We start from the raw sequence: 24,056 nt of genomic DNA on the forward strand, positions 1-24,056 counted from the left end.
GGTCGGGTGAGGGGTCTCCCAGGCCTTTCTGGACAGGACGATCAACCCCTCATCCGTCAGCTGCGCTGACACCTTCTCCCGCAAGGGGAGAAGGGGGTGTCGCGCTCAGAAGGCATAGACCGCGTCGCGTTCGGCGGACGGCCGCACATGGGCCTTCAGGCCCGCACGGTCGACCACATCGACCGGCGCGGCGAACAGGCCGGCGATATAGTGGGTGATGCCGACATAGTCGTAGAGATCAATCTTCGCGGCAGGATCCAGCTCCACGAAGATGTCCAGATCGCTATCGGGCCGCGCCTCGCCCCGCGCAGTCGAGCCAAACAGCGCCGCCCGCGAGACGCCCATGGCGCGCAGGGCCGCCTCGGCGGCGCTCAGGATGGCGATGACGGCGTCACGGGTCATGGACGCATTGTAGCGGCAAAGCGATTGAGGCGCGAGTAGCGGGCGGGAAAGCCGCTTCGAACCCCGAGGACGGCGCCGGGCAATTACGGTAGTCTTGGACCGTAATGCTCGAAGGGCGATGCAACGGAAGGCGCGATCATGACCCAGCGCTACGACCCCGAAGCCGACGCGGCCTATATCAAGCTGGCCGACGGCGGCTATTATGAGAGCGAAGAGGTCTCGCCCGTCGTGATCCTCGACTTCACCCAGGACGGCAAGCTTCTCGGCATCGAGATCCTCAGCGCCAGCAAGACCCTGGCGCCGGGAGAATGGTCAAAATGGCCGGTGCCTCGCTAGGACACCGCCCGGATCGAGGCAGCAGAGTAGGCGGCGGCGGTGGGTACCGTCACCAGCGTCGCAGGGATGGGAATTCGTGCACTGTCACCGCAATCCCGTCACCGCAATCCCTAAATGCGGCGGTGGGCGCCGAGCGTGTCGGAATGCAGAACAGTTCATCTTCAACACGCTCTATGGAGCGTATCGGAATCGGTCTTTGTCAGACCTCCACGGTACTGACAATTTGTCACGACTAGTTGCGCAAACTAGCTCGCGTCGGTAACGACGCGGATCGTCAGGGGTGAATCATGAGTGCTGCGTTTCTCGAGGAGGTGTTCCGGCATTGTGAAGAGGGGCATGGGCTTAGCTTCTTTACCGCGGGCGAGCCGCAGCGGATCAAGTTTCAGGAAGCGGACGGCCGTATTGAGATTTGGTGCCCAGTGCGCAGTCGCTGGAAGAAAGCCACACCCGAGGAAGTTGTTAGGCAATGCTTTGTCCTCTGGATCCAAGAAACGCTGAAATACCCTATAGGCCGCATTAAGGTTGAGGACCGTCTTCAGCGAGGCAGTGATTCTGACCGTGAACGTATTGACATTACCGTCTTCTCCGACGAGGCCTGCACCGACAGGTTAATCGTTTTTGAACTTAAAAAGCCCGATCTAAAGGATGGAGCCGAGCAACTCCGTTCCTATTTAAGATGGACTGGCTGCTTCTTCGGGGTGTGGTCGAACGGGAACGATCACAGTTATCAGCTTCGCGAAGAAGACCCCGTCACCCAAAAGGCGCCGTACAAGTACCGGGATATCCCGCGGATACCCGCGTTCGGACAGGATCTGTCCGATGTCCTAGTGCCGTTGTCATTTGGTGAGCTTCGCCCCGTACATGACCTGCGCAGCCTTATACTCAGGCTAGAGCATGATGCTCTATCGAATGCGGGCGTTACAGCATTCGATGAGTTATTTAAACTTTTCTTCGCCAAGCTACATGACGAGTTGCGCCCAAGGCGGAAGGATACGGACCCAGTCGAGTTTCGGGTTACTACCGGCGACCCGGATCTGGTCTATGAACGTCTGAACGGCTTGTTTAGTGCGGCAAAGAGGCGATCGAACTGGGATAACATTTTCGACAAGGGTGACGAGCTTAAGCTTAAGGGTGAAGCGCTTAGACTATGCGCGTCTGCGCTAGAGCCATTGTCGCTTATGAAAACGGATCTGGAAGTAGTCGACGCCGCGTTCGAGTACCTCGTTAATCCAGAACAAAAGGGCCAGAAGGGCCAATATTTCACGCCGCGCCCTGTCGTTAAGATGGCGGTGGAGATGCTCAATCCGCGAGATGGCGAGCGGATTATAGATCCGGCTTGTGGTTCGTGCGGATTTCTCGTGCATACCATCAATTATGTTCGTCGAACGAACGGCTGGAGCGATGCCGAAATCTATAGGTTCGCCAACGAATTTCTTTTCGGCATAGATTTCGATGATCGCCTGATTAAAGTCGCCAAAACCATGATGATCATTGCTGGTGATGGCAAAGCAAATGTGTTCCGCGTTAACGCGCTAGACGTTCGAGACTGGCAGAACTCTGAAGCAACCTTCAAGGTTGGTGAAATGAGTCGCGATGCGGAAGATGGCAGTTTCGATCTCGTCTTGACGAACCCACCATTCGCCGGAAAAGTTTCCGGAAAACAGCGTCTCAACGTGTTTGAACTATACGACCTAGCTCGGTCCGGAGAGCTTGATGACTCAGACGACGCAGACGTTGATGATGGAGTTGCTATGGTCGATGGGTCGCCCCCGGCGGCCAGCGCGAGCCGCGAGCGCACTGTAAATTCTATGAAACGAGACGTACTCTTCATCGAGCGCGGTTTGAAGTTACTAAAGCCCGGCGGCCGAATGGCAATCGTGCTGCCACAGGGCATCTTGAATAATGTGGGAACAGAGAGCTTGAGGCGCTGGATCCGAAGCAAAGCGCGGATCCTTGGTGTTGTGGGGCTTCCTTATTTTACGTTTAGACCTTTCGCGAGCATCAAGACATCTGTTCTCTTGCTGCAAAAGTGGGGCGGAGAGGCAGGAGAACCTCTGGATGACTATGAAGTATTCCTTGGTATAAATGAAAAGAGTTGCAAGGATAACCGCGGCAACTACATCTATAAGCGCGACGAAGATGGAAACCTCATAGACGATGATGGCGTTCCCGTAATCGAGAGCAACAAACCTGCGGCTATTGACCATGATCTTCACGAGATCTCGTCGGCTTTCCGAGTTTGGTCTGCGCAGCAGAAACTGTCTTTTGCGGTCGAATAGACATGTCATATCATGTCACCTCATCGAGCGCTTTGGTTACTAGCCAAAGGTGGGACCCGGAGTTCTACACTGGCGGCTATAGTTCGCTACGAGATCGCCTGATTGAGATCGGCTCTCAGCCCCTGTCGCGCTACACCTCCAGCGCTGGGAGAGGGATTGGGCCGAACTACGACCCCACGGGAACCGTCAGGGTGATCAATAGTGTGAATGTCCGAGAGCTTCGGATTTCCCGGGATCGCGACGCCCGGGTTCTTGCAACGAACCTTACCGCATTTCCAGCCGCAGTCGTCTCGCCGGGAGACCTGATTATAACATCGACCGGCATCGGCACGCTGGGCCGCGTCTTTTGCAACCTCTCAAATGAAGAGTTTTTCGCTGACGGTCACATCACGATAGTGCGTTTAAAGGACCCAACCATGGGGCCGTTTATCTGCTCATTCCTCCAGTCTCCTCTCGGCCGGGCACAATTCATACAGCGCAGACGAGGCTCCTCCCGACAGGTAGAGATCTACCCCGAGGACATTCTATCGGTCCTTGTGCCTCCTCCAACGCCAGTGACCGAAGGACTTCGGGATCAATGGTTGGCTGCGGTCGCTGAGATGGAGACGGCCACTGCGCTGTATCCGGAGGCGGAGCGCGAATTGCTCTCTGCTATGGGATGGCAGGAGGTGGGGGCGAAGTCGCCTGTCAATAATTTCGTTGCGAGAGCGCAGGCTCTGAAAGCGGCATCCAGATATGACGCAGAGTTTTTTGACGTTCCGAATCGTCGGTTAGAGCAACATCTCGTATCCAGTCGTGCGATACGTTTTTCAGACTGCATTCGTGGATACGTTAAGGGTGTCCAGCCACCATCATACGACGCAGATGGCGATGTTTCAGTCATTAAAACCAAGGATGTAACACTTGCAGGCCTCAACGCAAAATCCTGCGACAGGATGCGTAGCGAGGATGTTGAAAGTAGCAAGAGTTACCTGTCCGATGGCATGCTCGTGATGAACATGACAGGTTTAGGAACACTAGGGCGCACGGCCGTTGTTCCTTGCATGGATGGCCGCGCCGTTGCTGCTGTTGACGTCTCGGCATGGAAAGTGAACGAGAACATCCTACCGCGCGAGTATCTTACCTTGTTTTTCAATTCCCCTGCCGGAACACGGCAGACGTTACGGCATCAAACCGGGTCTTCAGGCCAACTTCACATCTATCCGAATCAGGTCCGGGATTTCTGGGTTTTCGTAAGCCGCACCGCAGACGGGCACGTGGACCGGGACTGGCACGCTCATCTAGCTCGTAAAGTCTCCAATGCGGAAAGCGGACGGGTCAAAGCCTATGACCACTTAGCTGCGCTTCAGGAGCGATGGTTGGCGGTTGTCGGCATCCGTCCACGAATTGCTAGAGAGTAGATGGGCACTTGAGCGGCGGTTTTGATTGTTGTCAGTTTCGTAGGGTGGAAGGTTTGCTAGGGGGAAAATTGTTCTGAAACAGCGGCGGTGACGGGCAGGCTCAGGCGACGGGCCAACTCATCGTCGATGCAGTCGCCGCCCGCGCCGGTGTCGATCAGCGCCTTGACCTTCTTTTCCGGTAGGTTCGGGGTTTCGCCAGCAGGCGAAAGCGCCTTCAGGCCGATATCGACCCGGATCGTCGGCCCTAGCCTGACGAGCAGATCCGCCTGGCTCTCGCCGTTGCGGCCGGACTTAAAGCCCGCTTGTATCGAGCGCATGCGCCGGTCGGAAAACCATCCCGCCAGGAAGCTGAACAGGACCGGCCCCGACCTGACGAATGAGGTACGGACCATTGCCGAACCGTTCGACAGCCAGGGTCGCCGCCGCCTCGAAATCGGAGAAGGCGTCGATGAACCTACCGCAGTGGAAAACCACCCATTCATGGAAGTGCGAGGCTTCGAGCTCAGCCTTCATCTGGTCGAAGGCGGCGATATCTTCTCCAAGACTGGCCATCAGACGATTCCCCATGTTGGCTGTTGAACCACAGCCAGCGAGACACTGCCAATCACAACAAGTCTGTGGATAAAGTGTGGACCGAGTCGGGAAGATCAGGGTTAACGCTCGTTAGCCAATTCGCTACGGGTGTCGATGTTCCGCCTGCGGCGGATTACGGTGACGGAATTGCGGTGACAGTGCACTTATCTCAGCGACGGCTCTGAACCTGTGTCGGGTGCACAGACCGAGTTGACCTCTTGTGGCGCGGGGCGCTGGACGAGCGCACCGTCGCCACCGTGCCAGTTTGAGGACTGTCACCATCGTTCTGACGCTCAACCCGCCGGCAGCCCCGCAACCCGACCCCAAGGTCGGTGCGATCCTTCAATCTCCTGGAGGCTGCAGCGTGCAGGGCGGATCGCCGTGAGATGTAAGGATGGCTCTGCCCCGAGGGGCGGCGGCTTCGCCGAGCACTACGGCGCGCTTGAGTTCACATAGGGCGACGCAGGGCATCCCCCCGCTCCATCCCCGCCCTTCGCCAAAACTTCCCCAGCCCGCTCAACGCCTTACCCAAAAATCGATCGTACTTATCCCCGGCGCTCAGACCGGCCGCATACTTCTGGGCATGACCGATCACAGCTCAGAAACCCCGCCCACCTATTTCCGTCTCTCCGAGGCCTCGTGGGCCGAGATCGGCGAGGCCTATCGCAACGGCGCCTCCGCCAAGGAGCTGTCGGCGTTGTGGAAGGTGTCGCCCGGCAGCATCTATCGCCACGCCGGCGTCGAGGGCTGGACCAAGAAACACCATGCCGACGCCGTGGCGCGGGCCCATGTGGCGGCGCGGCGGGCCGAGGCGCAGGCGCGGCGGGAGACGGCTTCGGCCTCGCCCGCGCCGGCCCGGCGCGCCGACGGGGTGGCGGCGTCCGGTCCGCCGCCGTCGCCGGATCCGGCCGATCTGCGGGCGGCGGCCCTGACGCGGCTGGCCAGCGCCATCCATGACGGGCGCGACCACGAGGCGCTGCGGTTGTCGGCCCTGGCCCAGAGGCTGGAGAAGCTGGGCCTGCCGGGGGACGGCGCAGGGACGGCGATGGTCGATCCGGGTCCGTCATTTCCGCCCAACGGCGGCTGGCCCGACGACGGCGGCCACTTCGTCGACTGGCGGCCCACCCGGGCGGCGGTCGAGCGCGAGACGGAGTCGATGTTCCGCGACATCGTCCTGATCAGCCTGACGCTGCTGGTCTCGCCCGAGCGAGTGAACCCGATCTTCAAGCGGCGGGTCTATCGGTTCCGCCGTGACTTTCTGGGCCAGAACGAGCCCGAAGCCCTGGCGGAGGCCGAACGGACGACCGAGCGCATCCTGCGGGAATTCGATGTTGTGATCATGGACTTCAATGGCCCCACGCCCCGGCCCGCCGAGCGCCGGCCCTGCCGGACCTGGCCGCCGGCCCAGCCGCCCTTCCCGGATCCCGGCCACACGCCCCGGCGCTCGACCCCGCCACCGCCGCCGCTGGTGGACGGCCGCCGGGTCTGAGGCGGAGGCGCTCGCCCAGGCGTGCGCGCGCCATCAGGGGCCGCCCTCGTCCTTCGACAAGCTCAGGATGAGGGCCATTTCACCGCTGGTTCATTCGAAAACCTCGTCCTGAGCGTGTCGAAGGACGAGGTATTCGCGCCACGGCGCTACAGACGACTGGCCCTAAACCGCCGCGGCCTCCGCCGCGCCCGCCGCCGCCGCCCGGGGCGGGCGCAGGGTGTAGAAGCGCAGGTCGCGGCCCAGGTCGTAGAGGCGGTACAGGCGATAGATGTCGGGGCGGGTGGTCCACAGGGCGTCTTCGTCGTCGGTCAGCTGCATGGGCGTGCCGGCCCCGCCGGTGGTGGTCTTGACCACGATCAGCCGGCGCTCGCCGGTGGGCTTGAAGCTTTCCAGGTCATAGCCCGGCGGATCCTGGGCGGGCCTCGTCAGGCGCAGCCGGTCGGCCAGGTCGCCGCGGCCGCGCTCGCGCAGGCTGCGCTGCTCGAAGGCCAGGACGGCGGCGCGGCCGGCCTCGGTGAGCAGGGTGTCGTCGAAGTCGCGGCCCGCCGGGTTGAACTTGCCGATCAGCCGCTCGGCGCGAGGGCTGGGCGCGATCTGTTCGGGGGCGAAGGTGGGCGGCGGGGCCTCGGTCAGGACCAGGGGCTGGGTCTTGGAAAACAGCACGTCGGGCCGCAGGGCGGCGGTGATCAGGCTCGGCCGCGCCGAGAGCTGGCGGTCGACGGCGTCCAGCACGTCGTCGCCCAGGTTCCAGCGGGGGGCGACGCCGCGCAGGATCGGCAGGCCGATCAGGGTCAGGGCGGCCGAGACCTCGCACTGCTTCCAGTCGATGGCCGCGCCGGAGCGGCCGCAGACGAAGCGCAGGGCGCGCTGATGGCTGGCCGGATCGACGGGCTGACCGGCCAGATCCTTGGCCAGCATGACGAAATAGTCGCCGACGACGAGGTCCAGATCGGCCTCGGTCCAGTCGCTGTGGGGGGGAATGTCTACGCTCACGCCGCGACGATGCCTCAACCGCGCGGGGCGCGCCACCAAAGCTTGGTGACGGGCGGCGTTCGGGGCGCCCACTTCAGGGCGTCGAAGCGACCGCCGGGCCGGGCGCCGTCTCGATCGGCGTCTCATCGTCCTTCAGACCCGCGGCCTTCATGGCGCCGGCCAGCGAGGTGACGGGCTCGCCCCGCGCGACCTGGAAGGTCAGGACGTGCGCCTGGGCGGGATTGTCGGCCGCGTTGGCGAAGCCGTCCAGCCGCTGGGCGTTGAGGGCGATCTTGTAGGTGCGGTTCGACAGCACCCGGCACAGCAGCACAAAGGTCTTGCCGTCCCTGAGCAGGCGGGGCGTCTTGACGCATTCGGGCCGCTCGGCGTCCGGCGCGACGCCATAGTTCCAGACCCTGGGGTTCATCACCTGGTCGAAGCTCAGCTTCACGATCAGCACGCCCGGCGCGATGGCCTCGCCCTCGGCCGGATAGCTGGCCACCAGCCTGGGCGGCAGGGTCGGCGGCATGACGGTGACGGGTGAGACCTCGTTGGGCGCCTCTTGCGCCTGGGCGAACGCGCCGCCGGCGAGGCTGGCGAGGAGGACGGTCAGGAGGACGGCGCGAACGGTCATGGGCGCAGCTTGACCGGCAAGCGCGGCGTTCTCAAGGCGCATCGGCGCCCGACCCGCGTCCCCATCGACACAGAGTGTGCTATAGCGCCGTCATGACCGACGCTCCTGAAGAAACTCCGATCCAGCGCGCCCTGCGCCTGAAGAAGGCCGCCCTCGACGCCAAGCCCAAGCCGCCGCGCGGCGGCAAGTTCCAGCGCGAACAGGCCGCCGGCATCCAGACCGGCAAGTCCAAGCCCTGGATGAGCCGCTGATCTGAACTAGCGCGGCTTGCGGAACTTCAGGATGAACTGATCGGTCTTGCCGCGGATTGACGGGTCGAAGACGCTGGCGATGCGCGGGTCGTCCGGATCGCGCAGCAGGGGGCTTTCGGCCTCCAGCTTGAAACCGGCCGCCTCGACCTCGGCCTTGACGGCCTCGACGTCGATGCGGTGCAGGATGTCGGGCGCCGTGAACCCGGTGTCCTCGACGGCGGCGTGATCGATCACCAGGAAGACGCCGCCCGGCTTCAGGGACTTGAAGATCTCAGCGTCGGCCGCTCTGGCCAGGCCGGCCGGAAACGCCTTCAGATGCATGTCGTGATAGTTCTGCACGGTCATCACCAGGTCCAGACCGTCGGGCAGGTCCAGCCCGATCAGCGGGCCATCCAGCGGCGTGACATTGGGCAGGGCCGCCGAAACGGCCTTGAGGTTCTCGCCGTATTTGGGCTCGAACTTGATGAATTCGGCGGGCTGATAGGCATAGACCTTGCCGGTCGGCCCCACCGCGCCGGACAGCAGGCGGGTGAAATAGCCGCCGCCGATGACGAAATCGACCACGGCGCTCCCCGGCTTGACGCCGGCGAAGGCCAGGATCTGGTCCGGCTTGCGCGCCGCGTCGCGGGCGGTGTCCGCAGCCGGGCGCGACGGGTTGGCGACGGCGGCGGCGATATTGGCGGGAATCTGGGCCAGGGCCGCGCCGCCGAACGCGCACACGGCCAGGGCGGCCAAGGCTGGAACTCCGAACATCCGGATCATCGCGTCCAATCTCCCTTGCTGTGCTCAACCGGTAGCAGGTTTTAAATCCCTGGCGAACGCGGTTCTGATCAATTCCGGGTCATAGGCCCCTGGCGCCTTCCCCAAGGTCGCCCTTCCCTTGCCGGGCCCCTTGCGCCCATGGTGGCGGCAACGAGAAAAGTCGGGGAGGCTCAAATGCGGTGGATCCTGCGGGGGATCGGCGGACTTCTGGCGCTTGGCGTGCTGGCGGTCCTGGCCCTGATCGTCATCGACCGCGCCAGCCTGCCCAGGACGCCCAGCGACGCCTCCCTGATCGCCATCGGCGAACGCTATGACGTCCGCATTCGGCGCGACGAATGGGGCGTGCCGCACATCCTGGGCAAGACCGACGCCGACGCCGCCTATGGCCTGGCCTTCGCCCAGAGCGAGGACGACTTCGCCACCCTGCGCGACGTGGCCCTGGCCACCCGCGGCGTGCTGGCCCGCACCAAGGGCGCCTCGGCCGCCCCCACCGACTATGTGGTCTCGCTGCTGGGCGTGTGGCCGACGGTGGACGCCAATTACGACAAGCTGCCGCTTGAGCTGCGCAAGGTGCTGCAGGCCTATGCCGACGGGGTCAACCACTATGCCGCCCTGCATCCCGACCAGGTCACCCCCGGCCTGCTGCCGCTGACCGGCAAGGACATCGAGGCGGGCTTTGTGTTCAAGCAGCCGTTCTTCTATGGCCTGGACACCGAGCTGAAGGCGATCACCGCGCCCGGCGGCCTGCCCCCGCCGCCCAAGGGGTCCAACGGCCTGGCCATCGCCCCGTCGCGCAACGCCGACGGCGCCACGCGGCTGCTGGTCAATTCGCACCAGCCCTATACGGGCCCGGTGGCCTGGTACGAGGCCGTGGTCGAAAGCGGGCAAGGCTGGCACGTGGCCGGCGGCTTCTTCCCCGGCTCGCCGTTCATGCTGCATGGCCACAACGCCACCCTGGGCTGGGCCAATACCGTCTCCAAGCCCGACCTGGTCGACGTCTACAAACTGACGATCAACCCGCAGAACAGGAACCAGTACCGTCTGGACGGCGCCTGGCGCGACTTCGACAAAACCACCGCCACCCTGCGGGTCAAGCTGTGGGGCCCGATCGTGCTGCCGGTGCGCAAGGCGGTGCTGCGCTCGGTGCACGGCCCGGTGCTGGAGACCAAGAGCGGCGTCTTCGCCATCCGCTATGCGGGCATGGGCGAGTATCGCCAGTCCATCCAGTACTGGAAACTGGACAAGGCCCGGAACCTGGCCGAATGGCGCGCGGCCATCGCCACCCACGCCCTGCCCAGCCTGAACTACATCTATGGTGACGCGGCCGGGAACATCGGCTTTGTCCATAACGGCCAGTATCCCAACCGCACGGTCGCCGCCGACTGGACCCACGTCCTGCCCGGCGACCGCTCCGACGTGATCTGGCAGGGCTATCGCCCCGTCGGGCAGATCCCGCAGCTGTGGAATCCCGGGTCTGGCTATGTGTTCAACTCCAACAACGACCCGCTGCGCGCCAGCGCCCCGGCCGACAATCTGAAGGCTGAAGACTTCCCGGCCTCGATGGGTCTGCAGACCAACATGACCAACCGCGCCCTGAGGGTGGAGGAGACGGTCGGAACCGACCCGGCGATCACCGACGAGAGCTTCCGACGCTACAAGTACGACCTGACCGCCAGCGAGCGCTCGGGCCTGGAGACGATGATCGCCCAGCTGACGGCGATCGACCCCAAGGGCGACAAGGACCTGGCCGCCGCCCAGGCGATCCTGAAGGGCTGGGACCGCAAGGCCGACATCCATAATCGCGGCGCGGCCCTGGTCGCCCTGATGAGCCAGCCGATCCTGTTCGCCCGCACCAGCGGCGAGCCAGAACTGCAGCCGCTCGACACGCTGAGAGCGGCGATCGCCACGCTGAAAACCCACTTTGGCCGACTGGATCCCGAATGGGGCCAGGTCAACCGCATCCGCCGGGGCAAGGTCGACCTGCCGATCGACGGCATGGCCGACACCTATCGCTCGGTGTGGGGCATCCCGCAGAAGGACGGCACGCTGACGGCCGACGGCGGCGACACCTTCATCATGTTCGTCACCTGGGACCGCGACGGCGTGCTGAAGTCCGACAGCATCCATCAGTTCGGCTCGGCCACCCTGGACAAGGCCTCACCGCACTATGCCGACCAGACGCCGCTGTTCGTGGCCATGAAGACCAAGCCGGTGCTGTTCACCGAAGACCAGCTGAATGGCCATGTGCGCGAGGACTACCGGCCGGGGACGCGCTAGGGGGGGAACGGCGGCGGATACCGGACCTTCCGGTCGTGTGTTCGGGGTGGAGGGCGGTCATGCTCCCTCTCCCATAGGGAGAGGGTTGGGGTGAGGGGTTACAGTGTCAGACGGAGTGCCGGCACGCCGTCCAGCCTCGTAACCCCTCACCCTCCCACCGCTTCGCGGCGGGCCCCTCCCTCTCCCTTTGGAAGAGGGAATTGGAGTCCGCCCAGGCTCGAAAGCACGCCCTGGCCTCCCGCCCGAAAGCCGACGCCACGCGTCGCGCGTCCGGCGTTAAATGTCTTGGAGGCTGTAGCGCGCCGATCGTCTCGTCGCGCGATGTCAGGATGGCTTCATGCGACAGACTTGCAACCTGCGCCCTGTCGGCGTTCAGCTGCGGTTCAGCCGTGCGGCCTAGCTTGGCGTCATAAAGTTCAACGTGTGGGGAAACACAAATGCGCAAGACCATCAGCCTCATTGCCCTGGGCCTCGCGTCCATGACCAGCGCGGCCGCGTACGCCCAGGCGCCCAGCTGGAACGGGTCGTATGATGACCCGCCGCGCGGGTCCTACACCCGCTCCTGCCGCGAGATCACCGCCTTCAACGGCCAGGTCTGGGCCCTGTGCCGGTCGGGCGGCGGACGCTGGACCTGGAGCAGCGCCAGTTCGCGCGACTGCGGCGGCCAGGGGCTGGAGAACCGCGATGGACGTCTGGCCTGCGCGGGCGGCGGCTATCCCGGCGGCGGTCGCCCCGGCGGCGGCGGCGGGGTCTATCGCTCCGACGCGGTGCTGTTCGAGCACGCCGGCTATGACGGCCGCGCCTATGAGGTGCGCGGCGACATGCCCGACCTGACCGCCGTCAAGTTCAACGATCTGGCCTCCTCCATCAAGGTCACGCGCGGCGAATGGCAGGTTTGCGAGGACATCAACTATCAGGGCCGGTGCTGGGCCTTTTCGCGAGACGAAGGTCTGTTCGGGCGTGATCTGAACGACCGCATCAGCTCGATACGCCGCGTGCGCTGAGACCTTTCCGCACAGGCCCTATCAGAACGCGCGCCGCCCTTGATGGACGGCGCGCGTCATGGCTAAGGTCCCGGCGTTTTCTTCTGGAGCTCTACCATGCGCAAGATCGCCCTTCTCGCCGCCGCAGCGGCCGCCCTGCTGGTGTCAGCCTGCAACACGATCGAAGGTGTCGGTCGCGACGTCTCGGCAGCCGGCAAGGCCGTCGCCGACACCGCCAAGGACGCCAAGAAATAGCCCGATTTCAGGCGTCTTCTTGCCTGGACGTCTCGATGGCGATCGTCTGCTTTTCGTGCGGCGTGATTTCCTGATCGGTCGCCTGGCGAGCCGCCTGTTCAGCGCAAGAGGCGGCTGGCCAAGTCGCATCATCCGGTGGATCGGTGGGATCGGTTTTCGCGGCCATGATCAAACTCCGGTTCCAATACCAACAGGAAACGTTGCACCATAGGCGAGGTTGCAAGAATACCGATAGAAAGCCGTCCATTCACAAAACGACGAAATCGTCGCGCGACGGCTGCATTCAAAACGTCAATACAACATCCAATTCTCAGCCCAAATAACCTACAACTCACTCGATATACTGAAATTTAAACTACATTAACCAACACGTGCGGCGCTAGGTCACCCTTCTAAAGATCGTCGCGAAGGCCCATATCAACGTGATGTCGAGTTCCTCCCCCCCCAGCGTTCTGACCGGCCTCAAGCGAGGCGTCATGCACCGCTGCCCCAACTGCGGCGACGGCCGGCTCTATGTGCGCTATCTGAAGGTCGACGCCGACTGCGAAGTCTGTGGCCATCACCTGGCCGGATATCCGGCCGACGACGGCCCGGCCTATTTCACCATCCTGATCATCGGCCATCTGTTCGTGGGGCCGCTGCTGCTGTTCCCGTTCATCTGGAAGGCGCCGGTGGGCCTGGTCCTGCCCTTGACCGTGCTGCCCCTGGCGGCCTTGACCCTGCTGCTGCTGCCCCGCGTCAAGGGCGCGGTCATCGGCGCGTTGTGGGCGATCAGGCTGCGCAAGGCCGTCGACGTCACCGAGGCCTGAAGACCGGCGGCGCAACCGTCACCGGAACCGAACGGCGGCTTGCGACATTTCCCCTCCCGAACACCGTGATCCCGGCGCAGGCGCCGACGGTCCGGAAGCAACCGGAGAGCGGACATGCTCGGCACCATCCTCATCATCATCCTGATCCTGGCCCTCATCGGCGCTCTGCCCACCTGGGGTCACAGCCGTTCGTGGGGCTATTTCCCCAGCGGCGGCCTGGGCCTGATCCTCGTGATCCTGATCGTCCTGGTGCTGATGGGCCGTCTCTGATCCGCAGCCCTCGCCCGCCCTCCTGGCGGGCGAGGGCGCCTGACGACTTGCCGTCGGACCGGCTTCGCCTAAGGTGCCCTTCCAAGGGTGTTTGATCGGGCGGGGACCACGGGATGACGGGCAGCGCTGCAGCGCCGACGGCTGAACTGACGCCGCTGGCGCGGATGAGGGCCATTCTGGGCGGTTCGGCCGGCAATCTGGTCGAATGGTACGACTGGTTCGCCTACGCCGCCTTCACCCTCTATTTCGCACCCCAGTTCTTCCCCAAGGGCGACCAGACCGTTCAGCTGCTGCAGGCGGCGGCGGTGTTCTTCCTGGGGTTCGTGGCCCGGCCGATCGGGGCGTGGCTGATGGGACTGTACGCCGACCACGCCGGTCGCCGCGCCGCCCTGTCGATCTCGGTGGCCCTGATGTGCGCCGGGGCCCTGATCATCGCCATCACGCCGGGCTACGCGACCATCGGCCTGTGGGCCCCGGCCATCCTGCTGCTGGCGCGCGTCCTGCAAGGCCTGTCGGTCGGCGGCGAATACGGCGCCAGCGCCACCTATATGAGCGAGATGGCCGGCAAGACCCATCGCGGCTTCTGGTCCAGCTTCCATTATGTGACCCTGATCGCCGGCCAGCTCCTGGCCCTGGGCGTGCTGATCGTTCTGCAACGCACCCTGGACAAGGACGCGCTCAGCGACTGGGGCTGGCGCGTGCCCTTCGTGATCGGCGCGGCCCTGGCGGTCGTCGTGTTCTGGATCCGCTCTGGCCTGGAAGAAAGCGTCTCGTTCCGCAACGCCAAGGCCGCCGGCGCCGAGAAGGCCCGCACCCACATGCTGATCCTGCGCCACCCGCGCGAGACCCTGCTGATCATGGGCCTGACGGCGGGCGGGTCGCTGACCTTCTATGTCTACACCACCTACATGCAGAAGTTTCTGGTCAACACCTCGGGCTTCAGCAAGGCGGTCGCCTCGGAGATCAGCGCCATCAGCCTGATCGCCTTCCTGCTGCTGCAACCCCTGGCCGGCTGGCTGTCAGACCGGCTGGGTCGCAAGCCGATGCTGATCGCGGCCTTCGGCGGCGGCGTACTGACCATCTGGCCGATCATGAACGGCATCGCCCACACCACCTCGGCCGCCACGGCCCTGGTGCTGATCCTGGCCGGCGTCACCTTCCAGTCGGCCTATACCGCGATCAGCGCCGTGGTGAAGGCCGAGCTGTTCCCCGCCCATATCCGCGCCCTGGGCGTGGCCCTGCCCTACGCCCTGGCCAATGTGATTTTCGGCGGCACAGCCGAGATGACGGCCCTGGCGTTCAAGTCCTCCGGGATCGAGAGCGCCTTCTACCTCTATGTCGCCGGGGTGATGGCGCTGGGCCTGCTGTGCGCCATCCTGCTGAAGGACACCGGAAAGCACAGCCGGATCATCGAAGACTGACCCTTTCGCCGAATCCGCCTTAAGCTGTGACCATGCCGATCCTAGACATCTTCGCCCTGGCCCTCTTCGCGTTCAGCTGGCTGTTCTACGAACCGCTGCTGAGGCGGCTGGGCGAAAGCGACAAGCTGATCAATACCGACATGACGGTGATCCGGCGGCGCTGGATGCAGGAGATGGCGGTGCGCGAAATCGCCCTGCTGGACGGCCAGCTTCTGGGCCACGCCATCAACTCGGCCAGCTTCTTCGCCTCATCCAACCTGATCCTGATCGCCGCCGCCGGCGGCGTGCTGTTTGGCGGCGACAGCGCCTGGAAGAGCATCGAGGGCCTGGCCGTGCTGGCCCCGGCCTCGGAGCTGATGTTCCAGATCAAGCTGGGCATGGTGCTGCTGGCTCTGGCGCGCGGCCTGCTGGATTTCATCTGGGCGATCCGCCAGATGAACTATTGCCTGGCCGCGATCGGCGCGACGCCGATGTGGGCCTCGCCCGCCGTCCTGTCGGAATATGCAGAGGCCGCCGGCGGCATTCTCAACCCGGCCCTGTCGGCCTTCAACGCCGGGGTGCGCGGCTATTATTTCGCCCTGGCGGCGGCGGCCTGGCTGCTGGGCCCGTGGGCCTTTATGGCGGCCACTCTGGGAGCCCTGGCCCTGCTGGTCTGGCGTCAGCGCCACAGCCGCGCTTCGACGGCCGTGCGCAAGGTTCGCCAGATCCTTGAGCGCACGCCGGTGGCTTACGGCCCGCACATGACCCATAACCGCAAGGCGCCGCCGGAAGACGCGCTCTAGACGCTCATCGCGTCCCCGGCGTCAGGCGTCAGGCGTCAGGCCTCGACGCCGACCCCGATCGGGCAAGTCACGCCGGTGCCGCCGATGCCGCAATAGCCGCCCGGGTTCTTGGCCAGATACTGCTGGTGATAGTCCTCGGCGAAATAGAACGGGCCGGCGGCGGCGATCTCGGTGGTGACGGCGCCCAGCCCCTTGGCGGCCAGGGCCTGGCCATAGGCTTCCTTCGACGCCGCCGCGGCGGCGGCCTGGGCGTCGTTGGTCACATAGACGCCCGAGCGATACTGGGTGCCGATGTCATTGCCCTGGCGCATGCCCTGGGTGGGATCGTGGTTTTCCCAGAAGGTCTTGAGCAGGGTCTCGTAGCTGACCGCCTTGGGGTCGAACACCACCAGCACCACCTCGGTGTGGCCGGTCTGGCCGCTGCACACTTCCTGATAGGTCGGGTTGGGCGTGACGCCCGCCGCATAGCCGGCGGCCGTGACATAGACGCCCGGAACCTGCCAGAAAATCCGCTCCACGCCCCAGAAACAGCCCATGGCGAACACGGCCGTCTCCATCCCGTCGGGATAGGGCCCCTTCAGCGCATGGCCGTTGACGAAGTGGGTCTGGGCGGTCGGGATCGCGGCCGCGCGCCCCGGCAGAGCGCTGTCGGCGGTGGGCAGATCCAGGGATTTCTTGGCGAACAACATGGCTTGGCCTCAGCGGAAAACGTCTGGGAGGATATAAGTGCTCGATACCGACATTTCACCCCTCATCGGCGCTTGCCCCGAAGGGCTCCGTGAGTATATTGCGCGCCTTCCTGCGAAGGGGGGCCTCAACCGCTCCCGATTCACGTGCGCATGGTGAGGTGGCCGAGTGGTTGATGGCGCACGCTTGGAAAGCGTGTTTAGGTGAAAGCCTAACGAGGGTTCGAATCCCTCTCTCACCGCCACACGTCAAGCGTCTTTTATCGCAACATCAAAGACTTAGGCGCCCTAGACGGGTCCCGCCGGTCACCGTCACATGCTTTTGAGGCGCTCTTCGGGTAGGCCGGGATGCAGCGATCCCGCGACGGCGATCACGGCCGCGCCCTGAAAGCCTTCGCCCTAAACCGACAGCGCGGCAGGCGACGCCCCTTCGTCGGCCACCAGGTGCTGCAGCACCCGCTTTTCCAGCACCAGCAGAGCGCTGGCCTTGTTGGTGCGCATGACCAGCCCCTCGGCGAGCGGCCTGGCGGCCTCGTGCACCGCGTGCGCCAGGCGCAGGAAGTCCGGCCGCGCCCGGCCGCTGACGCCATGCAGCGCGCAGAGCTGGCGCCAGTCGAACACGAAGTCCTCCAGCAGCCGGCTGAACCGCGCGGCGCGGGTTCGAGCGTCCGGAGTGTCGGTGGTGATCGCCAGTTCCGCGCGCAGGTCGTTGATCAGCAGCTCCACCTCGGCGGCGGGCATCACCGGCGAGCGCTGGTCGTTCTCGGTCAGCAGTTGCGGCCGGCCGGCGGGGTCAAATGGGATGGTCCGCCACTGTGCGCGCGGCGGAGCCTCCCCGCAGGCGAACTGCCAGAACGCCGCCGTGCCGGTGGTGTCGGCGACCAGATGGATGCGCTCGGCGCTGGCCTTGTTCTCCACATGGTGGGCGCGCCAGTTGTCGAAGATCCAGGCCTCGCCGGCGGCCATGTGCACCGACTGCCCGTCGCAGTGGAAGCGCACCTGCGGCCAGGTGAAGACCGGGATGTGCAGCCGCACCCGCGTATGCCAGTGATAGTTGATATCGGCGTGCTCGGGCACGCCCGCGCCCGGCGCCAGGCGCATCAGCCGCGAGCGGCTCCACACCACGCCAAAGCCGGCCAGCACCTGGGACAGATAGGGCATGGCCGTCAGCCACGGGGTCGGCAGCATCTGGCCATGGACGGAGTCGGTCTCGGCCCCGCCGGCGCTGATCAGGCGCGCCGCGCTGTTGCCGGGCACGCCATCGGGGTGCGACACCCAGGCCTCGGCCGGCAAGGCCGCGACCTCGGCCTGCAAGCGGGCCACATCGAACAACACCGGGAGCTGGAAGAAGGGACGGGACAGTCGCATCGATCAGGCCCCCTCGCCTGCTAAAGCCTCGCCGAGCGCATCCCGCAGCGGCCCCAGCCAGGGCGCATAGTGGCGCCATTGGGTCAGCGCCTCCCTGTCGATGGGCTGGCGCACCTGTTCGGAGCTGGGCGTGCGGATGCTGCGCCGGGTTTCATGGAAAGCCAGGCAGGCCGGCTCGAAGGGCAGCCCGCAATGCCCCAGCAGGCCCCGCACGCTGGTTTCGAGATCCTCGACCACATCCTCGTAGGGCGTCGTCAGGACCCGCCCCGGCAGCACCGCGTTCCAGTGCCGCATAAGGTCGAGATAGGCGCGGTAGTGGCGACCGATAGCCTCGAGGCCATAGCTGAATTCCTGGTTGGCCCCGCCGAACAGCTGCTTGAGGTTGCTGAAACCGCAGGCCATGGGCTCGCGCCGCACATCGATGATCGTAGAGCCCGGCAGGATCAGGTGGATCAGGCCGATATGCCAGAAGTTGTTGGGCATCTTGTCGATGAAGAACGGTCGGCCCAGCTGGCGATAGGTGCGGGTGTCGGCCAGGAAACGCTCGCCCAGCGCCCTCACCTCCCCGGCCGTCAGCCGCTGCACGGCCTGGGGGTCCAGCGGCAGGCCGCAATCGGGATCGCGGCCGCAGAACTCGGCGACATAGCGATCGATTTCGGTCAGTTCCTGCGTGCCCTCGACGCGGGAATGGGAGGCCAGAATTTGTTCGATCAGGGTCGAGCCCGAACGCGGCAGGCCCAGAATGAAGATCGGCGCCGGATCAGCGACGCCCCAGCCGGCGCGCGCGGCGAAGAACTGCGCGGTGAAGACCTGCTTCAGGCGCTGGGCGCAGGCTTCCGCGACCTCGGGGCGATAGCGGCCGGCGGCGCGCCGCACCGCATTGCCACGCTCATAATATTGCCAGGACGCCGCGTAGTCGCCGCGATCCTCCAGCGCCTTGCCCAGGGCGAAACACAGATAGACGCGATCCATGTCCTGGAGGGCGGGCTGGGCTTCCGCCGCGCGCATCCGGGCGATGTCGTCGTCGGTGAAGCGATAGGTCTTGAGGTTGGAGAGGCTGAACCAGGCCACGCCATAGTCCGGCCGCGCCGCCAGGGCGGCGCGATAGTCGGCGATGGCTTCCGCCTGTCGGCCGGTGATCTTCAGGGCGTTGGCCCGCCACAGGCGCAGGTCGGCGACCTCCGCCGCCGACTGACCCTCGCCCGCCAGCAGCCGTGCATAGAGATCGATCACCGGCTCGTGGTCGCCCAGGCCGATACAGGCCGCGCCGTACTGCTTGAGGTACTCGCGATTGTCGGGGTCGTGCTTGAGCAGGCGCTCGGCTTCCCGCCTGGCCGGCAGGTGCTTCTGCTGCTGCAGCAGCGCCATGGCGTAGTCGAGACGGGCGGCATGATAGTCCGGCGCGCGGTCGAGGACCGATTTCAGCAAGGCCTCGGCCTCAGCCAGCGCGCCGCGCTCGGTGAGGATCCGGGCCAGCAGACGCAGGGCGCCCGCATTGTCGCCGTCCTTGTCCAGGTAGTCGCGGATGATGTCCTCGGCCGGGGCCAGGTCGCCATCGGCCAGCAGGCTGTTGGCCGCCACCACCTCGGCCGGAAGTTGCCTCAGCGCCGCCAGGTGCTGAGCCGCCGTGGCCGCCTGGGCGGCGTCGCCCAGCATGCGGTAAAGCTGCTCCAGCATGTCCCAGCTGGCCGGCAGGGTCGGGTTCAGACGCACCGCTTCCCGCAACGCATCGATGGCCGCCGGCGCATCGCCCAGCAGAACATGGCAGTGGCCGCGCTCCTGATGAAGACGGCTGAACTGGGGATCCAGCGCCTGCAGCCGCGCCAGGGCCGCCAGGGCTTCGGGGAGGCGCTGGGCGGCCCGCAATTGCATCGCTTCGCGCAACAGGGCGTCGCGATCCTCGAAGCGGGGAGTGAACGTCACCGCGCCGCGCCGGACAGCAGGAACGGCTCCAGCCAGTCGGGATCGGGCTGATCGGCGTCATAATATTCGAAGATCAGATGGATGCGGGCGGTAGCGCCGTCATTGCGCACCCAGTGGGGCCCCAGATTATTGACCTCAACCGCCTCGCCTGGCGGAAAAGCGTGTTCCTGGCCGCCGAAGAAGGACACCACACCGCTATTGGTCGAGATGGGCACATGGATCTTGTGCGGCCACTTGGCCGCCGGATTGGCGTCGATATGCGGGTGGATCACCCCGCCCGCCGGCATCCGGGCCAGCATGACCCTCGGGAACACGCCGCGCGCATAACCGTAGTCGCGGACGGTCTGGGCCAGCACCGGTTCCAGCAGGCGCCGCCATTGCGGCCACGCGGCGCGATCGTGCGAGCCGCGCCAGTCGCGGGGGCTGTCGATGAAGCGGAAGACGATGTGGCGGGTCTCGTCCAGCACCTCGAACTTGTTGGGCTTGGCCGCGTTCTCGGCGGCCCAGACGTCTTCCGGGATCGCCAGAACGGCGGCGCGCAGCGCGGTGATGTCGACGGGCCCCAGCTTACGCACGCCGGTCGTCTTGCGCGGGTTGGCGGCGGGGACGGCGCTCATCTCAGGCCTTCGAAGTTGTAGCCGAACAGATCCAGATCCTGAGCATAGCGCGCGGCGACGCCGTCGATCAGGGTCTTGTCGTAGTACTGGCGATAGTCCTGATGATGGGTGCCGTTGACGCGGTCGAGGGCGCGCGAGGCAATGCCGATCCGCGCGCAGATCGCATCATAGGAGCCCTGCATATCCTCGACATGGCCGACCTGGTCGGTCAGCAGGGTCTTGCCGTCCTCGCCCACCAGCAGCGCGGCCTGCGGCTGGAACAGGATGTGATTTTCCGGCGGCTCCACGAACAGGAAGTGACGCATCACGTCCCGCGGTTGCCGTTGAAAGACGTCGCCGCCCCGCAGCATGAAGGCGCAGTACGAGACGAAGCGATCGAAGGGATTGCGTACGAAGGCGAACTTGAAATAGCCGCTGAAGGCGTCTTCGCCGAGATAGGGACGCACCTGCTGCAGGGACAGGTGGCCGTGGCGGATGGCCGCCAGATCTTCCCACGGGAAGCGCTTGTCAACGAACAGTCCCACCTGTTCGACATCACCCTCGTCCAGGTGCTCGCGCAAGGCCTGGCGCACCGCATGGGTGCCGGTCTTGGGCACGGCGGCGAAGATGAAACGGTGGCGGTGGGAGACAATCACGTTTCACGACACACAGAAAAAAGCGCGTCCCTCCTCCCGGGAGGAGGGACGCGCAGCCTGCCCTAGACGGTCGACCTAGAACTTGTAGCTAAGACCGACCATGTAGGTCGAGCCGCTCTGGTTCTGGTTATAGAGATACTCGTTCTGACCCCAGAACTGCGTGTCCTTCTGGTTCGTCAGGTTGATCGCATTCAGCGAGAGCTGGAGTGCGTCGTTGACGTTGAAGAAGGCCGAGGCGTCCACATAGGTGGATCCCTCGAAGCCGCGTGTGCTGGCGCTCATCAGGCTGTCGCTGTTGCCGGTGTACCATTTGTTGCGGTGGCTCATGGAGCCCCGCATGCCCCAGCGGTCGGTTTCATAGTAGAGCGTGACGTTATAGCTGGTGTTGGAGATGCCGGTGAGCGCCTCGTCAGCGTCCACATAGGTGTAGTTGGCCACAGCGCCCAGCTTGTCGAACGGCGCCGGCAGGAACGAGAACTGTCCCTGCGCGGCCAGTTCCACGCCGGTCAGTTGCTTGGTGCCGGCGATATTGACCGGCATCGAGAACTCTTTGACGATCGTGCTGGCCGTTGCGCCCGGGATCGTGGCGTAGGGAACGCCCGTCTCGCTGAAGGGGACGTTCTCGAGCGTTTCGGTGCCAATGAAGTTCTTGATGCTCTTGTGGAACACACTGGCCGAAAGCAGACCGTCGGCGCCGAAATAGTACTCGGCCGCGAAGTCCAGCGTGTTGTCCTTGTAGGGCTCCAGGTTGGGATTGCCACGCGACGCCGAGATGTCGCCGCTGTCGCTGTCCTGGAACGCGCTGCCCTTGGCCGCCATCGAGCCCAGGCCCGGACGGTTCAGGTTCTGGGTGGCGGAGAAGCGCACCATCAGCTCAGGCGTCAGTTCCAGAACCGAGTTCATCGCCGGCAGGACACCCGAATAGCTGCCCTTCACGTCCGTCGTGCCCAGATAGGCGTAGCTGTCGCCCTGGATCCAGCCCGTCCCGTGGGTGTCGGTCTGGTAGCCGCGCAGGCCGATATTACCGCGGAAGCGCTTGCCCATGAGCTCGCTGTCCCAGTCCGCCTGCACATACTCGGAAATGGTCTTTTCCGAGGTTTCGTAGACGTTCTCGATGTCCTGGAGCGCGCCGCCGGTGCCGTCCTTGTTGGGACCGAACCGGTGATACTCGTTGTACTTGGCGAAGGCCTTGTCGTAGTCGCCGACCAGCCACGAGCCGAACTCATTGGTGAACACGGAGGTGACGTCGGCGACAGACGTGCCGCGCATCTTGGACCGGGTTCCATTGACGTTGTCGTCATAGAACAGGTCGCGGCCGCCTTGCGTGAACTTGTGATAGGCCGCGCCAGCGCGCAGGGTCCACACATCGTTCAGAGCGTACTTGGCGTTCAGAACGCCTTCCTGCAGCTCCGATTGATTGTTGAAGCCGCGATAGTAGAACGAGTCCATCGCGTAGTTGTTCGGGTCGGTGGCGTCGAAGTTCGGATACGAGAACGTCGCCGATTGGCCATCAGCGCCGTAGTTGGCGATCAGATTACCCTTGGCGCGCATATAGAGCTTGTCGTCATAAGGGGTCTTGTAGGTCGACTTCTCGTAGCCGACATGGCCGTCAATCGTAAGCCGATCCGACAGGTCCCACTTGCCGGTCAGCGCGACCTGGTCAAAGCGGTTTTCGTTCAACGATCGTCGGTGTTCGCTGCCGAAGGTCGCGCCGGTCACATCGGTCATGGTGACGTAGTTGCTGTCGTCCCACGCCAGGTTGTTGATGACCGAAGCCTGCTGGAACTTCGACGGCCAGACGCCGCCGGCCGGGGTGTCGAACGCCACCGAGCCCGTGGACGAAAGCGGACGCGTGGCCAGGTGATACTCGTCGCGGTGGGTGGTGAACTCGCCGTGCAACACGTCGAGGGTCAGCAGCATGTTGTCCACCGGCTTCCACTGCACGGCGCCCGTCAGGCCCAGACGTTCCGCCTTGGAGTTCCAGGAAGAGATCCGGTTACCGTCGGCGAAATACAGGTCGCCCGACAGGAACTTGGTCTGCTGGGCGGCGCTGAGCTTGGAGATGTCCAGACCCTTGGCGACCAGCGACGCCATGGTCGACGCGCTTGGATTGGAGTAGTTGTAGGTGTTGTGACCCTGCTCGGTCGTCTCGCGCTTGCTGTAGGCGACGGACACAGCGACGCCAAACTTGTTGTCCCAGTTCTGGCTGAACAGGGCGGCGATGCGCGGCTGCGTGTCCTTGGTGTATTCGTTGGTGCCCAGCTTCATGGACACCGCGCCCTTGCTGCCCGGCGCATAGTCGAAGGGCTTGCCGGTGAACAGGCCGACCGTGCCGGCCATGCCGCCCTCGTTCTGGGCCGCCTGGAAGGTCTTTTCGACCTCGACCTTCGAGAACAGTTCCGAAGCGAAAATGTTGAAGTCGAAGGCGCGGTCGCGTGAACGCTGGCCGCGGCTGTCCTGGGCGGAGTCGACATTGCCCAGCACTTCCATGCCGTTCAGTTGCACGCGAGCGAAATCCGGACCCAGGCCCCGCAGCGAAATGCGGCGACCTTCACCCGCTTCGCGGGTGATCTGCACGCCCGGAAGGTGTTGCAGGGATTCAGCCAGGTTCAGCTCCGGGAACTTCGCCATGTCTTCGGCGACGATCACGTCTTTCTGGATGACCGATTCCCGCTTGATGGCGCGCGCGTCGCTCAGCGACTTGCGGTAGCCGGTGACGACCACGGCGTCGACCGTGTCATCAGAAGCCTGCCGCGCGAACGCAGCCGACGAACTGGCGCCGACGGCAAGCGCCGCGACGGTGGCCAGCAAAAAGGTCTTTGAGTTCGGGCGCATGCCCCGAACGGAATGTTGCTTCGACATGACTGATCCCCGCCAAACTGGTCTAAACCAGTGCGCTTAAAGCAGCATACGACGACACCTGCGTGACAAT

At 64.6% G+C, this 24,056-nt stretch carries 24 protein-coding genes, 1 tRNA gene and 1 pseudogene; 14 read left to right on the forward strand and 12 right to left on the reverse strand.

Annotation, left to right across the window (positions count from 1 at the left end; genetic code table 11):
• Positions 1–105: 105 nt before the first annotated feature.
• Positions 106–402 (reverse strand): nucleotidyltransferase family protein, encoded by a 297-nt coding sequence (locus ACW18B_RS18150; RefSeq protein WP_492048405.1) that lies wholly within the window; start codon positions 400–402, stop codon positions 106–108.
• 138 nt (positions 403–540) lie between these two features.
• Here ACW18B_RS18150 and ACW18B_RS18155 point away from each other — a divergent pair, with 138 nt between their 5' ends.
• The 3 genes from ACW18B_RS18155 (at position 541) to ACW18B_RS18165 (ending at position 4,417) form a co-directional block, all read left to right on the forward strand.
• Entirely contained in the window at positions 541–738 is a 198-nt protein-coding gene (locus ACW18B_RS18155; RefSeq protein ID WP_492048406.1) for a DUF2283 domain-containing protein, read from the forward strand.
• Between the two features lie 287 nt (positions 739–1,025).
• Positions 1,026–3,017, forward strand: coding sequence for a type I restriction-modification system subunit M (locus ACW18B_RS18160; protein WP_492048407.1), 1,992 nt, complete (start codon positions 1,026–1,028; stop codon positions 3,015–3,017).
• Between the two features lie 2 nt (positions 3,018–3,019).
• Complete coding sequence (locus ACW18B_RS18165; RefSeq protein WP_492048408.1) at positions 3,020–4,417, forward strand: restriction endonuclease subunit S; 1,398 nt, start codon at positions 3,020–3,022, stop codon at positions 4,415–4,417.
• Between the two features lie 56 nt (positions 4,418–4,473).
• Here the strand turns inward: ACW18B_RS18165 and ACW18B_RS18170 are convergent, their stop codons facing one another.
• Positions 4,474–4,809, reverse strand: a complete 336-nt coding sequence (locus tag ACW18B_RS18170) for a hypothetical protein (RefSeq protein WP_492048409.1) — start codon at positions 4,807–4,809, stop codon at positions 4,474–4,476.
• 764 nt (positions 4,810–5,573) lie between these two features.
• Here ACW18B_RS18170 and ACW18B_RS18175 point away from each other — a divergent pair.
• Positions 5,574–6,479 (forward strand): hypothetical protein, encoded by a 906-nt coding sequence (locus ACW18B_RS18175; RefSeq protein WP_492048410.1) that lies wholly within the window; start codon positions 5,574–5,576, stop codon positions 6,477–6,479.
• A gap of 162 nt (positions 6,480–6,641) precedes the next feature.
• Here the strand turns inward: ACW18B_RS18175 and ACW18B_RS18180 are convergent, their stop codons facing one another.
• Together ACW18B_RS18180 and ACW18B_RS18185 are read right to left on the reverse strand one after the other, a co-directional pair.
• Positions 6,642–7,472 (reverse strand): protein NO VEIN domain-containing protein, encoded by an 831-nt coding sequence (locus tag ACW18B_RS18180; protein ID WP_492048411.1) that lies wholly within the window; start codon positions 7,470–7,472, stop codon positions 6,642–6,644.
• Between the two features lie 73 nt (positions 7,473–7,545).
• Positions 7,546–8,085: a hypothetical protein gene (locus tag ACW18B_RS18185; protein WP_492048412.1), complete on the reverse strand. Its 540-nt coding sequence runs from the start codon at positions 8,083–8,085 to the stop codon at positions 7,546–7,548.
• 92 nt (positions 8,086–8,177) lie between these two features.
• Between ACW18B_RS18185 and ACW18B_RS18190 the strand changes: the two genes are divergently transcribed.
• A complete protein-coding gene (locus ACW18B_RS18190; protein ID WP_492048413.1) occupies positions 8,178–8,336 on the forward strand; it encodes a hypothetical protein in 159 nt (52 codons plus the stop codon).
• A 6-nt stretch (positions 8,337–8,342) separates the two neighbouring features.
• Here the strand turns inward: ACW18B_RS18190 and ACW18B_RS18195 are convergent, their stop codons facing one another.
• Positions 8,343–9,098, reverse strand: coding sequence for a class I SAM-dependent methyltransferase (locus ACW18B_RS18195; protein ID WP_492048414.1), 756 nt, complete (start codon positions 9,096–9,098; stop codon positions 8,343–8,345).
• 174 nt (positions 9,099–9,272) lie between these two features.
• Here ACW18B_RS18195 and ACW18B_RS18200 point away from each other — a divergent pair, with 174 nt between their 5' ends.
• The 4 genes and pseudogenes from ACW18B_RS18200 to ACW18B_RS18215 all read left to right on the forward strand — a co-directional run bounded on the left by ACW18B_RS18200 (position 9,273) and on the right by ACW18B_RS18215 (position 12,613).
• Positions 9,273–11,375, forward strand: coding sequence for an acylase (locus tag ACW18B_RS18200; RefSeq protein WP_492048415.1), 2,103 nt, complete (start codon positions 9,273–9,275; stop codon positions 11,373–11,375).
• Positions 11,376–11,465: 90 nt separating this feature from the next.
• A pseudogene (locus ACW18B_RS18205) lies at positions 11,466–11,573 on the forward strand (hypothetical protein); the annotation flags it as partial.
• A gap of 239 nt (positions 11,574–11,812) precedes the next feature.
• A complete protein-coding gene (locus ACW18B_RS18210) occupies positions 11,813–12,379 on the forward strand; it encodes a beta/gamma crystallin-related protein (protein ID WP_492048416.1) in 567 nt (188 codons plus the stop codon).
• Between the two features lie 96 nt (positions 12,380–12,475).
• On the forward strand, positions 12,476–12,613 hold the full coding sequence (locus tag ACW18B_RS18215) for an entericidin A/B family lipoprotein (protein ID WP_492048417.1): 138 nt from the start codon (positions 12,476–12,478) through the stop codon (positions 12,611–12,613).
• Between the two features lie 7 nt (positions 12,614–12,620).
• On the opposite strand, the gene ACW18B_RS18220 is transcribed toward ACW18B_RS18215, so the two are convergent.
• Positions 12,621–12,785, reverse strand: coding sequence for a hypothetical protein (locus ACW18B_RS18220; RefSeq protein WP_492048418.1), 165 nt, complete (start codon positions 12,783–12,785; stop codon positions 12,621–12,623).
• 304 nt (positions 12,786–13,089) lie between these two features.
• On the opposite strand from ACW18B_RS18220, the gene ACW18B_RS18225 reads away from it, so the two are divergent.
• From ACW18B_RS18225 to ACW18B_RS18240, 4 genes are all read left to right on the forward strand, one after another.
• On the forward strand, positions 13,090–13,422 hold the full coding sequence (locus ACW18B_RS18225; RefSeq protein ID WP_492048419.1) for a DUF983 domain-containing protein: 333 nt from the start codon (positions 13,090–13,092) through the stop codon (positions 13,420–13,422).
• 114 nt (positions 13,423–13,536) lie between these two features.
• Entirely contained in the window at positions 13,537–13,692 is a 156-nt protein-coding gene (locus ACW18B_RS18230; protein ID WP_492048420.1) for a DUF3309 family protein, read from the forward strand.
• A 113-nt stretch (positions 13,693–13,805) separates the two neighbouring features.
• On the forward strand, positions 13,806–15,113 hold the full coding sequence (locus tag ACW18B_RS18235) for an MFS transporter (protein WP_492048421.1): 1,308 nt from the start codon (positions 13,806–13,808) through the stop codon (positions 15,111–15,113).
• 32 nt (positions 15,114–15,145) lie between these two features.
• Positions 15,146–15,895 (forward strand): DUF599 domain-containing protein, encoded by a 750-nt coding sequence (locus tag ACW18B_RS18240; protein WP_492048422.1) that lies wholly within the window; start codon positions 15,146–15,148, stop codon positions 15,893–15,895.
• A gap of 35 nt (positions 15,896–15,930) precedes the next feature.
• On the opposite strand, the gene msrA is transcribed toward ACW18B_RS18240, so the two are convergent.
• The gene (msrA, locus tag ACW18B_RS18245) at positions 15,931–16,584 is read right to left on the reverse strand and encodes a peptide-methionine (S)-S-oxide reductase MsrA (RefSeq protein WP_492048423.1); all 654 of its coding nucleotides are present in this window, start codon (positions 16,582–16,584) and stop codon (positions 15,931–15,933) included.
• A gap of 152 nt (positions 16,585–16,736) precedes the next feature.
• Between msrA and ACW18B_RS18250 the strand changes: the two genes are divergently transcribed.
• Positions 16,737–16,826, forward strand: a tRNA-Ser gene (locus tag ACW18B_RS18250).
• A gap of 154 nt (positions 16,827–16,980) precedes the next feature.
• On the opposite strand, the gene ACW18B_RS18255 is transcribed toward ACW18B_RS18250, so the two are convergent.
• The 5 genes from ACW18B_RS18255 to ACW18B_RS18275 form a co-directional block, all read right to left on the reverse strand.
• The gene (locus ACW18B_RS18255) at positions 16,981–17,949 is read right to left on the reverse strand and encodes an aspartyl/asparaginyl beta-hydroxylase domain-containing protein (RefSeq protein WP_492048424.1); all 969 of its coding nucleotides are present in this window, start codon (positions 17,947–17,949) and stop codon (positions 16,981–16,983) included.
• Between the two features lie 3 nt (positions 17,950–17,952).
• Positions 17,953–19,821 (reverse strand): sulfotransferase, encoded by a 1,869-nt coding sequence (locus ACW18B_RS18260; RefSeq protein WP_492051779.1) that lies wholly within the window; start codon positions 19,819–19,821, stop codon positions 17,953–17,955.
• Between the two features lie 47 nt (positions 19,822–19,868).
• Positions 19,869–20,489, reverse strand: coding sequence for an aspartyl/asparaginyl beta-hydroxylase domain-containing protein (locus ACW18B_RS18265; RefSeq protein WP_492048425.1), 621 nt, complete (start codon positions 20,487–20,489; stop codon positions 19,869–19,871).
• The gene (locus ACW18B_RS18270; RefSeq protein ID WP_492048426.1) at positions 20,486–21,124 is read right to left on the reverse strand and encodes a sulfotransferase family 2 domain-containing protein; all 639 of its coding nucleotides are present in this window, start codon (positions 21,122–21,124) and stop codon (positions 20,486–20,488) included. Before ACW18B_RS18270 ends, ACW18B_RS18265 begins: the two co-directional genes overlap by 4 nt.
• 75 nt (positions 21,125–21,199) lie before the next feature.
• Complete coding sequence (locus tag ACW18B_RS18275; protein ID WP_492048427.1) at positions 21,200–23,986, reverse strand: TonB-dependent receptor; 2,787 nt, start codon at positions 23,984–23,986, stop codon at positions 21,200–21,202.
• Positions 23,987–24,056: the final 70 nt, after the last annotated feature.

The sequence above is a fragment of the Caulobacter sp. FV2ps19 genome (genome assembly GCF_058681035.1).